This is a genomic window from Paenibacillus sp. OK003, from assembly GCF_900109515.1.
Classification (GTDB): Bacteria; Bacillota; Bacilli; order Paenibacillales; family Paenibacillaceae; genus Paenibacillus; species Paenibacillus marchantiae.
In genome coordinates, this window is sequence record NZ_FOBD01000005.1 from 33,577 (window position 1) to 48,164 (window position 14,588).

The 14,588-nt window shown below is 46.5% G+C and carries 14 protein-coding genes; 8 read left to right on the forward strand and 6 right to left on the reverse strand.

All coding sequences use genetic code 11. The annotated features are described in order from the left end of the window. Positions 1–237 precede the first annotated feature (237 nt). Positions 238–540, forward strand: a complete 303-nt coding sequence (locus BMW94_RS08840) for a GNAT family protein (RefSeq protein ID WP_090997197.1) — start codon at positions 238–240, stop codon at positions 538–540. Positions 541–591: 51 nt separating this feature from the next. Next, positions 592–1,578, forward strand: a complete 987-nt coding sequence (locus BMW94_RS08845) for a WXG100 family type VII secretion target (RefSeq protein ID WP_090952727.1) — start codon at positions 592–594, stop codon at positions 1,576–1,578. Positions 1,579–1,781: 203 nt separating this feature from the next. Here the strand turns inward: BMW94_RS08845 and BMW94_RS08850 are convergent, their stop codons facing one another. From BMW94_RS08850 to BMW94_RS08860, 3 genes are all read right to left on the reverse strand, one after another. Further along, positions 1,782–2,570 carry a formate/nitrite transporter family protein gene (locus BMW94_RS08850; RefSeq protein WP_053784134.1) on the reverse strand — a complete coding sequence of 263 codons (789 nt, stop codon included), beginning with the start codon at positions 2,568–2,570 and terminating at the stop codon, positions 1,782–1,784. 104 nt (positions 2,571–2,674) lie between these two features. Further along, entirely contained in the window at positions 2,675–2,893 is a 219-nt protein-coding gene (locus BMW94_RS08855; RefSeq protein ID WP_090997200.1) for a bacteriocin immunity protein, read from the reverse strand. Between the two features lie 225 nt (positions 2,894–3,118). Next, a complete protein-coding gene (locus BMW94_RS08860; RefSeq protein ID WP_090997203.1) occupies positions 3,119–4,108 on the reverse strand; it encodes a zinc-binding dehydrogenase in 990 nt (329 codons plus the stop codon). Between the two features lie 137 nt (positions 4,109–4,245). Here BMW94_RS08860 and BMW94_RS08865 point away from each other — a divergent pair, with 137 nt between their 5' ends. From BMW94_RS08865 to BMW94_RS08880, 4 genes are all read left to right on the forward strand, one after another. Then, the gene (locus BMW94_RS08865; RefSeq protein WP_090997206.1) at positions 4,246–5,121 is read left to right on the forward strand and encodes a LysR family transcriptional regulator; all 876 of its coding nucleotides are present in this window, start codon (positions 4,246–4,248) and stop codon (positions 5,119–5,121) included. 6 nt (positions 5,122–5,127) lie between these two features. After that, a complete protein-coding gene (locus BMW94_RS08870) occupies positions 5,128–6,228 on the forward strand; it encodes a threonine aldolase family protein (protein WP_090997209.1) in 1,101 nt (366 codons plus the stop codon). 200 nt (positions 6,229–6,428) lie between these two features. Continuing rightward, the gene (locus tag BMW94_RS08875; protein WP_090997212.1) at positions 6,429–6,899 is read left to right on the forward strand and encodes an SMI1/KNR4 family protein; all 471 of its coding nucleotides are present in this window, start codon (positions 6,429–6,431) and stop codon (positions 6,897–6,899) included. 32 nt (positions 6,900–6,931) lie between these two features. Beyond that, on the forward strand, positions 6,932–7,831 hold the full coding sequence (locus BMW94_RS08880; protein WP_090997214.1) for a LysR substrate-binding domain-containing protein: 900 nt from the start codon (positions 6,932–6,934) through the stop codon (positions 7,829–7,831). Between the two features lie 41 nt (positions 7,832–7,872). Here BMW94_RS08880 and BMW94_RS08885 read toward each other — a convergent pair whose 3' ends face one another. After that, entirely contained in the window at positions 7,873–8,862 is a 990-nt protein-coding gene (locus BMW94_RS08885; protein WP_090997219.1) for an aldo/keto reductase family protein, read from the reverse strand. A 140-nt stretch (positions 8,863–9,002) separates the two neighbouring features. Continuing rightward, on the reverse strand, positions 9,003–10,034 hold the full coding sequence (locus BMW94_RS08890; protein ID WP_090997222.1) for a PocR ligand-binding domain-containing protein: 1,032 nt from the start codon (positions 10,032–10,034) through the stop codon (positions 9,003–9,005). A gap of 370 nt (positions 10,035–10,404) precedes the next feature. Here BMW94_RS08890 and BMW94_RS08895 point away from each other — a divergent pair, with 370 nt between their 5' ends. Both BMW94_RS08895 and dhaK read left to right on the forward strand, forming a co-directional pair. Next, positions 10,405–11,547: a glycerol dehydrogenase gene (locus BMW94_RS08895; RefSeq protein WP_090997227.1), complete on the forward strand. Its 1,143-nt coding sequence runs from the start codon at positions 10,405–10,407 to the stop codon at positions 11,545–11,547. Then, entirely contained in the window at positions 11,548–13,317 is a 1,770-nt protein-coding gene (gene dhaK, locus BMW94_RS08900; protein ID WP_090997230.1) for a dihydroxyacetone kinase subunit DhaK, read from the forward strand. A gap of 583 nt (positions 13,318–13,900) precedes the next feature. Here the strand turns inward: dhaK and BMW94_RS08905 are convergent. Next, entirely contained in the window at positions 13,901–14,452 is a 552-nt protein-coding gene (locus tag BMW94_RS08905) for a TetR/AcrR family transcriptional regulator (protein WP_090997234.1), read from the reverse strand. Positions 14,453–14,588: the final 136 nt, after the last annotated feature.

Here is a 14,588-nt window from a genome sequence, read left to right on the forward strand (position 1 = left end):
TCAGGCAGCTAGAGCACCAGGGTCAGGGTGACTTTAGCTGCCTTTTATTTTCTGTTTTTTTGGTAAGGAATCCTTAAATAGCAGTAAAAAGCTGTCTCAAGATTGGTAATGGTGGGTACAGATTGAGTATTGGGCATGGTAAAATATGCGTAGAGTTATATAAAATTTGATGTATTAACCAAGTCCAATCGCAGGATCGGATGTTTACATAATTGTTTTCTAGAAAAGGAGAATACGTTGGAAATGTTAATCGCTTCATATCGTGAACAGGATCATAACAAGTTGGTCGAGATTTGGGAGAGAGCTGTTCGGGCAACCCATACGTTTTTGGAAGAACATCACATCGAGTTCTATAAAAAAGTAGTGAGCGATGTGCTGCAGCAAAGGCAGGTCGAGGTATGGGAAGCGCTGAATGCTGGAGCAGCCCGATTCTACGAGAAAATGGGATTTGTACAAATGGGTCGTTCCGAGTTGGATGGTTCCGGTAATCCGTTTCCGCTGCTGCATCTGGAGATCAAGGCAGATCAGGCTGCAAGATAAAGAACGGTGGACCACGAAATAGGAGGAATATGACGAAGAGGAGCGTGCAGGATGACACAGATTAAGGTAACACCGGAACAACTGGATACAGTCAGTGGGCAATTCGCCCAGGCACATCAGCAATTGTCGGGGTTTATGTCCACATTGGATAGCCAGATCCGTGTCATGCGCAGCAATTGGGACGGAATGGAGCGGGAGCGCTTTTATAACGATTATGCAACGGCCCAAGCTACAATGAAGTCTGTTCTTGAGCTGGTCTTGTCCATCCAATCCGAACTCAAGAAAATTGCCGAGCGTTTCCGCACCACGGATGAAGATGTTGTGAACAAGGCTCTTATGGTGGCTTTGGCTGCGGCACAGACTCTTACGTCCCTCGGTAAACATAAAGGTGATGGCTCGGGCAAAACGTCAGGTCCTCCGGAGAATATGGAGGATTGGGATAAGAAGGACGCCGAGGATTACAAAAACTATGAGGAAATGTTGAAGAAAGCCGAGGAAATGGGTGACGAGAAACTGGCGCAGCAGCTTCAGGCCAGCATGAACGTTATTCGGCTTCAATATGAGGACGAAATCTATCAAACCGATCCGAACACAGGCAAGACGGTGAAAATTACCGAGGATTCGATTGTAGGTACGTATCAGGTGAAAAGTGACAAGGGTGAAACGACCAGCATCAGCCTGGATAAACAGGGCAATGTAGTGGATTACAACAAGGATACGAAAAAATACGAGTATTGGGAACAAACCCATACGACCAGTCAAGGGGAGCATCTCTTTGGCAAAGGCGCACAAACGGCTACAGCTTATGGAATCGGCCTGCTGTTGACCAGCAAGAGCGGATCTGCCTTTACAGAACATGCGACAGGGCTCGGTTCCTCCTTTGTTGCGGACAAGTTCCTGTTCTCCGTGCCGGAAGAAGGCGAGACGCGTACGATGATTTACCGAACCAACAAGGATACAGGCAAAATCGAGAATATGATCGTGGTCACGCGTGGCGACAACGATATTGAATATATTCCGTGGCGTGAGTATAACTAAGCTACGGAGCCAAGCCTTGTAGCCCCATTCGGGTACAAGGCAGGTAGAACTGAGGGCAGGTATATAGGGAACCTGCCCATAAACAAACACCCGCGCAACCTTCATCACAGGATGGAAAGGTTGCGCGGGTGTTTGTGGTTTGGCTTACCGTCCAGCCAAGGTCAGGTGACCGGGCCAGTAAGGGGGCTTTTTTTGCCCAAAGATTAGTGTGTCTCTTCGTCCAGAAACGGTTTGTTCACCGCATAATACATGAAGCCCATCAACAGCACGCCGCCCACCAGATTGCCGAGCGTGACCGGAATCAGGTTATGAATAACCCCGCCGAATGAGATCGTCCCTGGATGGTTCAGTACCAGCGCAATCGCAAACGTACACATATTGGCGACGCTGTGCTCATATCCCGAGATGAAGAAACAGAAGACAAAGAGCATCATGGCGAACATTTTTGCACCATTCTCCTTCATGAACATTGGCACAAAGAACGCCAAACATACGAGCCAGTTACACAGAATGCCCCGGAAGAAGAGCTGCATGGCTGGTGCCTCCATCTTGTGCTCTACGACACTCAGCAGAAAACCATTCACCTGAGATGAATCGAACAGACCCGTCAGGTAGATTAACAAGGCAAATACCGCCGCACCCATCAGATTTCCACTGTAACTTGCAATCCACAGCTTCACCACTTCGAACCATTTCAGTTTCTTGCGTAAGGCGGCATAGGTGTAATAGAACGTATTTCCTGTGAACAAATCACCGCCACCATAGGCGATCAGAATAATTGCCGCGCCGAACGTGAGGGCAGCCATAGGGTATGTAAAAGGGGAATCCTCCATATAAAAGAAGTTACCCGTCTTGAACGCCACGATGACGCCAAACCCGATAAACATGCTGGCGAGCATGGAGCGTGCAAGGTACCTGATCAAGCTTTGTTTGTAAATCTTGTGTTTCTTCAGCGCGAGCTTCTCAACGTTGCGTAAACCTTCCGTTTCCATAATTCGCCTCCCGTTTTCCTGATGTCTTGTTTACATTATAACGAAAATATGGAAGTTGGGGAGGGTTGGCCTGGATTTGTGATCTTTATTTAATAGGATAAGAACTAAGGGCTGGGCGGAAGAGGGATTGGACGAGCTGCCAGCGCCTCCTCCACAATCTGTTCGGGTGTCAGGTCTCGATCATCCCAGAAAATCAGATTGCTGATCTCCGCATAAGGCATCTCTTGCTCTAACTTGGTTAGCATCTCATCCAGTTCATCTTCGGTTCCTTCGGCATTCATCAGTTTGCGAACCCATTCGACCAAATGCAAATGGTTAGACATGTCGATACCTCCTGAATGATTCACAGAGTGAATAATCTAGTCTTTCATGGGTTGATCCAATGGATCATACGTAACGATCACCGGTAAAAATTTGGGCTCAAGCATCCAAAAGTATAATCGCAACAAGAACAATTACTGTACGTTTAGCGAGACGGGTCAGATGGATTCCCCCATTATCGTAAAATGATTTTTACCAATTAATGAAGGTCCATCTATAACCAGATGTCACTCCACGAGTATAGCAAGATTGCCAAATTGCTCTCCCTTTTCCATACGTTCGAATGCTTTCGCTGTGTCCTGTAGCGGATATATACCATCGATTACAGGATGTATATTATGTTGCTCCACCCATTGCAGCATCTGGATAAACTCTTCACGGCTGCCCATGGAGGTGCCGATCAGACTAACTTGCGGGAAAAAGATCGAGCGGATCGGAACATTCAGATCATCTCCCGAGCTTGCGCCATACATCACGATACGTCCACCTGGTCTGATTATATCAAAATATTTGGGGAACATGGCTTGTCCGATGCTATCCAAGATGAAATCAACAGGATCAAGGTCGTTCTGCAAACTCCAGTCTGCATGACTGTCCAGAGCTTGGAAAGCGCCCAGATGCAGGGCCTCATGTCTCTTCGCTTCACTTCGGGATGTAACGGATACCTTGGCACCAGCGGCTGCGGCCATGAGCAGGGCATAGGTCGCTACACCGCCGCCAATGCCGGGAATGAGGATATGTTCACCCTGCTTAAGTCCGCCACGAGTGAATAGGGCGCGGTATGCTGTCAAAGCCGAAAGGGACAACACCCCTGCTTCCGCCCAGGATAGATGAGAGGGTTTGGGCAAGGCATTTCTGGCAGGCAGCGTAATATATTGTGCGAGAGTTCCATCCGTAGGGCCCCCTACAATATCGGGCACAATGGGCACGTCTACTGCGTGGTCCCAACCAAGAGTAGGGTGGATAATGACCTCATCACCTACAGATAAGTCGTGTACACCTTCGCCAATCTCAACGATTACACCTGCCCCATCGGAACCAAGAATGAGCGGCGTGTCCTGGAAGGTACGTCCTACCATGATGAACAGATCACGATGATTAATTCCAGCAGATTTCAGTTGGATCTGTACTTCACCGGCTTCTGGTGCCCGAGATGTTGACTCTGTATATTGAAGACCTTCAAGGCCGCTTTGGCCGGAATGTATAATAGCTTTCATTTTCAAAATTCCTCCTTGTGTATACAAAAACTTCACTACTGAGCCTCATTGTACAGATGGGGCAGATTCACGTAAAATGAACAAAAATGAATGTCAGTATCAATTCAGATCATAGATAACAAGCAGGTGATCAGGGCATGGATGCAGGAGATTTGAAAATATTTCAGGCGGTTGCCCGCGAAGGCAGTATCAGCAAGGCAGCATTAGCGCTGAATTATGTGCAATCCAATGTAACAACACGAATTAAAAAGTTGGAGGATCAGCTGCAAGTACCGCTGTTTCATCGCTCCAACCGGGGCATGTCGCTCACACCAGCGGGTGAGAATTTACTGGGATATGCGGATAAAATATTACATTTGTTATATGAAGCGGAGCAGGCAACGCAGATCGGAAATCCACCTTCAGGTATGCTTCGTGTTGGTGCGATTGAGACCGCAGCCTCCAGTTATCTGACGCCGCTGCTCGCTGAATACCGTTTATGTTACCCCGAGGTTCAGCATTCGTTAATTACAGGGGGTACACATGAACTCAATCAGAAGGTCATTCAACATGAGCTGCATGGGGCTTTAATATATGGACCGGTCGACCACCCTGAGCTGAACTATATGAAAGTGTACGACGAAGAGTTGGTACTGATTGCCGAACCGGGAACCCATGACCTGCATGATTTATTGTGCAAACCGATGTTGTTTTTTGAAGTAGGCTGTACCCATCGTGCGCAGGCTGAAGCCTTTTTGAAAGATCAAGGCGTGCACACCCTCAATGTCACGGAATACGGAACACTGGACACTATTCTGAATGGCGTATCTGCAGGGTTGGGTGTGTCATTGCTCCCACGCTCCTCGGTTACTAAAGCAGAGCGAAGAGGCGAGGTTGCAGTGTTATCTTTGCCTGATCAATACCGCAGGTTGGAAGTGGGATTTGTGCATTCTCGGAGTGAGCATCGATCCGGGGCGCTGGATGCATTGGTGCAGATCATAACGAACCAAAAAACCAGAACAATAAAGGAGTAAATAACCTTGAAGAATACAGAGTTAACATTAGCGGAAGCTTTTAATCAGGCAGAGTTTATTATAGGCGGTCACGGAAGTCGTAAAGTCAAAGTACTTCAGAAAGCGCTGGAGCAGGTGGATGGGGAACAGTATAGTGATCATTATGGCAACGGTAAAATCATTGATCAATTCCAGCAGCAGATGGCTGACGTTCTGGGTAAAGAATCGGCTGTATTTTTCCCCAGTGGTACGATGGCACAGCAAATCGCCTTACGTATCTGGTGTGATCGCAAAGGCATCAAGCGAGTAGCCTATCACCCTTTATCCCACCTGGAAATCCATGAGGAAGACGCACTGAAGGAACTGCATCAGATTGAATCCATTTTGCTGGCGGATAAGGACCGATTGATTCGATTGGAAGATGTGGAGGGGATGAATGAAGAGATTTCCTGCCTGCTGCTTGAACTGCCTCAACGCGAGATTGGTGGACAATTGCCTGCCTATGAAGAGTTGGAGGCCATCTCGGCCTATTGCCGTGAACGCGGGATCAAACTTCATCTGGACGGGGCACGTTTGTTCGAAATCACGCCTTATTATCAGAAAACACCAGCCGAGATTTGCAGTCTGTTTGATAGTGTCTACGTGTCTTTTTACAAAGGCATTGGAGGAATCGCTGGGGCTATATTGGCAGGGGATACGGATGTGATGCAAGAGTCGAAAATATGGAAGCGTCGGCACGGCGGCGATCTGATCGGCCTATATCCATATATTCTTAGTTCTCAATATTATTTCAATGAACGAATTGGCAAAATGGGACTTTATTATGAGCAGGCAAAGGAACTTGCTTCCTTGTTAAATGCGTGTCACGGTATACGTACATTGCCAGAAGTACCCGTCTCCAATATGTTTCACGTACATTTTCCCTTGGCCCAAGCCGAGGTGGAGCGTATTCTGGCATCCATGACTCAGCAATTTGGCCTAGGGATTACTTCTTACTTGCAGCAGACCAGTGCTCATAGCTGTGCCTTTGAATTGTCAACGGGGGATCGTTATCAGAATGTACCCAAGGACAAGCTGCGTTCAGCGCTGGAATGGCTGGATGAAGAACTACGGAAACATGTGAACTAAAATAAAGCTATGGTTATTCTGCCTTATCCACTTGCTGGATAGGGTATTTTTGTTGCAGGAAAAGAAAGATAGGTGACGAAAGGTACTTTAATGCAGCAATAACAGTAATAATGCAGCTTCTGGTATCATCGTGTCGTTAATAGTGAACATATTTGTGGACCAAAATTTCATTGATTTTCATTTATAGAGGAGGAGTTCAAGTGGAGTCGATAGGTTTGGAACCCATTCGTGATCTTTTGGTTGAAGCTTACCATACAACCATGGGAGAAGGGTGTACTCCTGAAAGGCAACAGAGCATAGAGCATTTTGAGCAAAAGCATAACGTGAAATTGCCCGCAGTGTATCGTCAGCTCTTGCTTGAATTTGGTGCATGCAACTTTGGCGATCCTGCCTTGTATTCGGTGGAAGAATTGGATTGGGCGTATCCCGGGTTCCTGGTTGTATACCGTGAATATGAGAAGGAATACGAGTTGCACGTTGAGCTACAACCATTCCCGATTGGTGGATTTGGCGAAGGAAGCATCGCTATACTGGATCAAACTTCCGGTAAGGTCCTGATGTTGATCCACGATGCGGGAGAACTGCCTCTTCGTGAGATTGCCGTGGAATTTAATGAATTAATGATGATGCTGGCTGAATCAGCCATTTGGGTTCAGGAACAGATGAATTAACAGGTTAGTCGGAAGGGAAGTACATCAGACGTATGGATATTCGAAAATTACGATACTTTATCACCGTGGCGGAGGAGCTTCATTTCCACCGTGCGGCTGAGAAATTAAATATGACGCAACCGCCGCTGAGCCAGCAGATTCAGAATCTGGAAGAAGAGCTCGGCGTGAAGCTGTTGGAACGCACGAAAAAAATGGTTCGTCTCACGGCAGCCGGTGCCGTGTTTCTGGAACAGGCGAGGCTGATCATGGCCCAACTTGAGCGATCCATCCAGCTTACGCAGAAGGCTGACCAGGGGATCATTGGACATTTAACGGTTGCTTTTGTGGATTCGGCTTCAGGGAGTATTATGGTCGATGTGTTGAGAAAATTCCGTGCGGCGTACCCGCAGATTGAACTTACGTTGCACGAGATGACCTCGTCCGAACAATTGCAGGCACTAGCAGATGGACAGATCCATATTGGATTTTTGCGGTATCAGGATCATAACGGACATTTGTCATTCCGAGTCTGTCAGACGGAAACATTAATCGCAGTGCTGCCAGACCATCACCCTTTAGCTTCACAGACTCAGGTGTCAATAACAGAACTAGCGGACGAAGAATTTATTTTATTCCCACGGCATCTGGGTTCTCCGTTCCATCGTCTCGTTCTGGATTATTGCAGGGAGCATGGTGTAGATCCTCGTATTACACAGGAAGCCATTCAGATGTACACGATTGTGAATCTCGTTGCAGCGGGCATGGGTATATCCATCGTTCCTTCTTCAGTAGATGTGTTCGAGCGGAGGGGTGTGGTATTTCTACCATTAGCAGAAAGTCCGCCCTCCGTACCGTTGTACACGGCATGGCGGACGGACATGAATCAGGAAGTGATTTCCCGTTTTATGAATATTGTAGATGAATGTGTTGATGTGGAATATAAGTTGAGCTAAAGATTATTTACACTTGCACTACGATGACCGAACAACCTATTTTAACCCGTTTTGGCAGGGTCTCTCTCAATCCACTCACCCAATATTTCATCAATGCGGGACAGGATTTCCTGATCCAGTCGAACACCAGAGGCTTTCACATTCTCAAGGACTTGCTCTGGGCGCGATGCTCCAATAATGACGGATGACACATACGGATGCTGGAGAACCCAGGCGACGGCGAGTTGAGGGAGCGTCAGCCCGATCTCTTTCGCGAGTGGAATAAGCTGCTGCACAGCAGCCAGAACATCGTCACGTAACCACCGACCAGCCAGATTGTTGAAAAAGGGTGCTCCTGCCTGGGCCGCTGCACGTGATCCCGCTGGCAGCGCTTCGTGCGGAATATATTTACCAGATAGTATGCCCTGAGCCAGGGGAGACCATGTAATGTGGCCAAGACCTGCTTGTGTACTTGCTGGCACAACTTCCTGCTCAATAACCCGCCATAACATTGAATACTGTGGTTGGCTCGCAATAAAAGGAACGTGAAGTTTCCGTGCCAATGCGGCTCCTTGCGCAATTTGATCCGCGCTCCATTCGCTAACTCCAATATAGTGAACCTTGCCCTGACGAACCAGATCCGCAAATGCAAGGAATGTCTCCTCCAGCGGCGTATTTGGATCATAACGGTGAGCATAATAGACATCGATATAATCGGTCTGCAATCTTTGCAATGACGCGTTGCAGGCCTCCATGATATGTTTGCGGGAAAGTCCTCTGTCGTTGCGACCTGAGCCGGTTGGATGACAGACTTTGGTGCACAGTTCAATACTTTCTCTTCGGATCTCCTTTAGAGCATGTCCTAACACCGTTTCTGCCTTGGTGTTGGAATAGACGTCTGCCGTATCAAATGTCGTGATGCCTGCCTCCAAAGCAGCCTGGACACAGGCTTTTGCGGTTCCATCATCCACCTGTGCTCCGTGTGTAATCCAGTTGCCCAGTGAAATCTCACTGACGGTTAGACCGCTGTTTCCCAATTTGCGATATTCCATTCGTGACGCCTCCCTAAGTAATCTGGACTCCATTGTAGCAATGGCAGATTAATAGGTGAAATATCTTTTAACCTCATCTTTGATACGAAAAAGATATCACTGAGTTTTCTCTTGTAACAAAAATGTATAGTTAGGCTTGCTCATTGTTCCTGCATGTATTTGCGATAGAGGGCAGGCGTAATCTCCTCAAACTTTTTGAATATTTTAATAAAATACCCCGATTCATTGAACCCCAGTTCATCACTGATCTGTGATACGGGCATGTCCGTAACCTCCAGCAGTTGCTTGGCCCATTTGATTTTGAGTCGTGCAATGTAAGTCGTGAAGTTCTCTCCCGTTTCTTTGGCAAACAGCCTGCTGAAATAACTTGGACTCAGGTGGCACAGATCGGCCATTTGTTTGAGTGAGACTTGCTCACTCTTGTGACTGTGAATATATTCAAAAGCAGGTTGAAGCACCGGGCTGGAGCTCTCTGTATCACTTGGACTGTTTTTAAGATAGGCATCCGCAATCGCATTGGTCATTTCTTTTTTGATCGACTCAATATTACGGATGGAGTATCCAGGCAAAATAGTGGACAGATTCAGAGACTCCTGATGACCCGAAGCTTTCTCGAACATTTCCACCAGCAAATTTTTGTTCAGTGCTTCCTCCACGATGTAATTACAGAGTAAAGAAAGCATGTTGGAAATTTTCACAACCTCATCATAGGTCATGACAGGCAACTGGTCATAATCGTCCTGTAATTCCTTTAGCTTTGCAGCATGCATAGGCACGTTCTTGGACGTGACGATCTGTTCCAGTTCCGTCCCTTTCTCCGGGTCAGCGAGCTTCACTTGTCCTGCCATTACGGCACCAATATATTTCCCATCAATCGTGATTGGAATCGCTATATCCACGATATTGAAATGACACAGGTAGACATAAGGCTCGTTCAATCGAACGGCTTCCAGACCACCGCGGGAATCACATTTCTGGCAGTAGGGGAGCAGCTCGGGATCTTTGCGAACATTTTGGCAAAAGGCCTGACAGCTGCTGTGACTGGTTACGGGAATGCCTTTATAATCAACGGTTAGAATGGCCAGCTTGGTTACGGTGGCTAGGGAATCTTGTAGACGCTTCCATTTATTCAGGTCAAGGATTTTATTGATGTGCAGATATTCTTTAATCATGGGTGGAACCCTCCATAGCTAACCTGATGAATGATTTCGTTCGTTAAAAGTTAGCAAGTTGTACATATTAAGATGAGTTAATGACGGGTAATGTATAGATGATGTCTAAAATTAACCTATCGCATGACAATAAGATACCATGTTTCCGTTGAAAAGCAAAAAATTACGATTGCAAATTATAATAATTTGTTATCAAAGTCCACTGTAAACCTCACATGCATGGTATATATTTAGGTTAATTGTGAGCATTTAAAATTTAATGTATAAGTTCATCCAAGAATGACATCAGGTAGCCTTGTTGTAGGTATGCAGGACATTTATGCAGTAAACGAACTTAACTTATATCATCCATAGGAGGGTCTATATCATTATGAGAAAAGCATTTATTAGCCCAACGAAATATGTGCAAGGCGAAGACGAATTGTTGAACCTCGGTTACTTTGTGAAATCCTTTGGTGAATCTGCATTGCTGATCGCACATCCGGATGATGTACAGCGTGTAAAGGCGAAGCTCGATGCAACGGCACAGAAATTCAATATTACGTTTGTTGAAAGCGGTTTTAAAGGGGAATGTTCCCGCGAGGAAGTTGCTCGTCTGCAAGAGATCGCGAAGGAAAAAGGATGTCATTGTACCATCGGTCTTGGTGGCGGTAAAGCGATCGACGCAGCCAAATGTGTTGCAGAAGGCGAAGCGCTGATCATCTGTCCTACCATCGCAGCAACGGATGCGCCAACAAGTCACTCGGCTGTGTTGTACACGCCTGAAGGTGCTTTTGATGACTATGCGTATTTCAAACAAAGCCCAAGTGTTGTTCTCGTGGATACAACGGTTATCGCCAACGCTCCAACACGTTTCCTCGTATCGGGTATGGGTGATGCATTGTCGACGTACTTTGAAGCAAGAGCTACAGCGAAGTCGTACTCTCGTGTGAACGCAAGTCTGCCGATGGGCTCCCGTGAAGGATACACGCCATCCGCTGTAGGAACGAATGCAGCACTTGCCCTTGCAAAACTGTGTTATGAAATGCTGCTGACGGATGGATTGAAAGCAAAAGTAGCCAGTGACGGCAACGTCGTGACTCAAGCGCTGGAAAACATCGTTGAGACCAACATTCTGTTATCTGGTCTTGGCTTTGAAAGTGGCGGTCTGGCTGCTGCACATGCGATCCACAACGGTTTGACAGTTCTGGAGGGTACACATCACTTCTTCCACGGTGAAAAAGTATCCTTCGGTACGATTGCACAACTCGTCCTTGAAAATGCACCAACCGAAGAGCTGCATGAAGTCATGGACTTCTGTCTCGCGGTGGGACTGCCTGTAAGCTTGGCGGATATCGGTGTAGATACCATTAGTCAGGAAGAGTTGTTAAAGGTGGCCGAGATCGCATGTATTCCGGAAGAATCCATTCACGCCATGCCGTTCCCGATTACTGTTCCTGAAGTGGCTGCTGCCATTGCGGCTGCTGACCGGATGGGACGGGACTACAAAAAAGCTCGCCGGGAGGCGAAATAAATGAAAAAAATTATCAATCAGGCTGAAAATGTTGTCATGGAAATGTGCAACGGGATTGCGCTGGCGCACCCGGAGCTTGAATTTTTGAAAAAATATAAGGTCATTAAACGCAGAGAGATTAATGGGGACAAAGTCAGCCTCATCAGCGGCGGCGGTAGTGGTCATGAGCCTGCTCATGCGGGTTATGTTGGCAAAGGCATGCTGGATGCTGCGGTCTGTGGAGATGTATTCGCATCTCCTTCCCAGATTCAGTTATATCAGGCGATCAAGTCCACAGCCAGCAAGAAGGGCACGCTGCTAATCATTAAAAACTACAGCGGCGACATGATGAACTTCAAAAACGCAGCGCATCTTGCCGAGGAAGATGGCATTGACGTGCAATATGTACGGGTTGAGGATGACATTGCTGTTCAAGACAGTCTGTATACGGTAGGACGCCGCGGCGTTGCCGGAACCGTACTGGTGCACAAAATCGCTGGAGCCGCAGCCGAAGAAGGCCGCAGTCTGGCAGAGGTGAAAACTGTTGCTGAGAAAGCAGCCCAGAACGTTCGCAGCATCGGATTTGGATTCACATCCTGTACCGTGCCTGCCAAAGGAACACCGACATTTGAAATCGCTGAAGATGAGATGGAATTCGGTGTGGGAATTCATGGTGAGCCCGGCATTCGCCGCGAGAAATTGGTATCTGCGGATGAGCTTGCAGGACGTATGGTTGAAGCACTGCTTGCAGACATGAAGCTGGACAACGATGCTTCCGCTGAGATTGCAGTGCTTGTAAATGGATTTGGTGCGACACCTTTACAGGAGCTTTATCTGCTCAACAACTCGGTTCAGCGTGAGCTGGCACAGCGTTCAGGACTGGGTGTAGCCACTACGTTTGTTGGCAATTACATGACGAGTATCGATATGGCAGGAGCATCAGTAACCATCCTGAAACTGGACGATGAAATGAAAACATTGTTGTTTAAGGAAAGTGATACACCTGCTTTCAAAGTGTCTGGTCCTCCAGCAGCGCAAGTGGCATATTCCGAAGCATTGGAAGCCGTCGTAACTGAAGATGCGCCAGTATCCTATGAAGTGGAGACACCTGCAACGTCTGCGGTGATCAACAACAATCAATTCTCCCTGGATAATATCGTCTACCTGATCGATAAGATGAGTGAGATCATCATCAAGAACGAAGTACCATTCTGTGAACTGGATTCCCATGCAGGTGACGGCGATTTTGGCATGAGCGTAGCGAAGGGCTTTAGACAGCTCAAACGCGAATGGAACCATATCGTGAACGAAGAGAAAAAGAATATCGGTTCATTCCTCGATGCATGCTCTCTTGTCATTATGGAATACTGCGGTGGTGCATCCGGCCCAATCTGGGGTTCGGCATTCCGGGCAGCAGGCAAAGCCGTTGGTGACAAGCAGCAATTGAACGTTGCAGAGTTCGCTGACATGATGCAGGCGGCAGTGCAGGGGATTCAGTCTACAGGTGAACGTTCCTTCGGACGTGGTGCCGTTGTAGGTGACAAGACATTAATTGACGCACTTGTCCCTTGTACAGACTCATGGACGCAAAGTTCGAAGTCTGGAGATGACTTCAAAACGGCGTTTGCCAAAGGTGCTGAAGCCGCGGTAGAAGGCGCGAAGAAAACAGAAGACATTGTGGCACGCATGGGCCGCGCGGGTGCTGTTGGCGATCGCAGTCTCGGATACCCGGATGCTGGCGCATATGCGCTGGGTGTTATTTTCACAGAGCTATCCGAGTCAATGAAATAAGTATAATGTGATTAGTCGATTATAACTCGATGTAGATTTTGCAGCCTCTCTTCGTGGTGATACATTTTAAGATAGGACATGTCGTTTTGAAATAACGCGGCAACTTGTGTGGAGACATGCAACGAAGAAGAGCTACTCCAAGCGCTAACGAACGTACCACACCTTAAAAGGCAGATCATCAACGGTTGCCAGATTTAACGAACCTCAGTCGCGCTATCTCGTCATAAAAGGGCGTTAAAACCTAAAAAATCATGTGAATCGACGAAGTAACGTCTCTGTGATTCGTTAGATCTCAGATCTGGGCAAATAGGAGCGAATAGCATGTGTCAGGTTCATTAAAATAAAATAACGCTAAAAGAAGGATGTCACCCGTCATATTTCATGACGTAGGGGACATCCTCTTTTTCGTATGGATCGTTTACTCAAGCTCGTAGAATCGATATTCAATCGCACCGCCGGTTTTGATTCCACCTCCTGAATCCTTTTGGTGTTCTATCCTTTTTTCAATTTTCACTGGTGAAGACCTGACTCCTATTTTGAAACGGTTCTGCTCTGTTATTTTAGGGAATGTGTCTAAATAGATTTATTTTTTGGAATATGGCGTTACTCCCTTTGTATATAGGTTATCCACTAATTTGAAAAACTCTTCTGTCGATAAATCCTTTTGTCGCTGGAGCCAAAGACGAAATAAAGAAAGGGATGTTGCTATGTGAAACTCAATCAAGTATGGCGTTATGGAACTGTTTGGCGGTAAGTTTAATTCCAATCTGCCAAGGGTGATTTCTCTTTTCAAGCGTTCTAAAAAACGAAAACTTCCATAATCGCCCAAAAAGGCAGTGAGAACCGAGAGATATTCCTTTTTTTCCAAACAATGAAGCGCATCTTGAACAGTATGGGAAGATAAATCTTTTTTCGCCAATTCTTCTTTTATGTAGTTCAATAAATCATTTTCAACAAAGTCTAACAGTTCGTAAATATCAGTAAAGTATTGATAGAATGTGCTGCGGTTATATCCCGCCTTATTCGAAATCTCTTGAATCGAGATTTTTTCAATCGGCTTTTGACTATATAACTCACAAAAAGCATCTATAAACGTCTGTCTTGTTTTTTTCGTGATTTGGGGCTGCTTTTTCATTTGTGTATTCTCCTGTTAAAACAAAAATATTATCCAACAAATATTTAAAAACTGATGTTTGATCAAGAGCAAATAACGATTTATGATTACATCATACAACACGTTGTTGCATAGTCAAGGGAGATTATTTTAAAAG

Coding starts and splice junctions, on each gene's coding strand:
- BMW94_RS08860 (WP_090997203.1), bottom strand. CDS start 4,108: ATGAAAGCTATTATACATTCCGGCCAAAGCGGCCTTGAAGGTCTTCAA.
- BMW94_RS08865 (WP_090997206.1), top strand. CDS start 4,246: ATGGATGCAGGAGATTTGAAAATATTTCAGGCGGTTGCCCGCGAAGGC.
- BMW94_RS08845 (WP_090952727.1), top strand. CDS start 592: ATGACACAGATTAAGGTAACACCGGAACAACTGGATACAGTCAGTGGG.
- dhaK (WP_090997230.1), top strand. CDS start 11,548: ATGAAAAAAATTATCAATCAGGCTGAAAATGTTGTCATGGAAATGTGC.
- BMW94_RS08850 (WP_053784134.1), bottom strand. CDS start 2,570: ATGGAAACGGAAGGTTTACGCAACGTTGAGAAGCTCGCGCTGAAGAAA.
- BMW94_RS08905 (WP_090997234.1), bottom strand. CDS start 14,452: ATGAAAAAGCAGCCCCAAATCACGAAAAAAACAAGACAGACGTTTATA.
- BMW94_RS08895 (WP_090997227.1), top strand. CDS start 10,405: ATGAGAAAAGCATTTATTAGCCCAACGAAATATGTGCAAGGCGAAGAC.
- BMW94_RS08890 (WP_090997222.1), bottom strand. CDS start 10,034: ATGATTAAAGAATATCTGCACATCAATAAAATCCTTGACCTGAATAAA.
- BMW94_RS08855 (WP_090997200.1), bottom strand. CDS start 2,893: ATGTCTAACCATTTGCATTTGGTCGAATGGGTTCGCAAACTGATGAAT.
- BMW94_RS08885 (WP_090997219.1), bottom strand. CDS start 8,862: ATGGAATATCGCAAATTGGGAAACAGCGGTCTAACCGTCAGTGAGATT.
- BMW94_RS08880 (WP_090997214.1), top strand. CDS start 6,932: ATGGATATTCGAAAATTACGATACTTTATCACCGTGGCGGAGGAGCTT.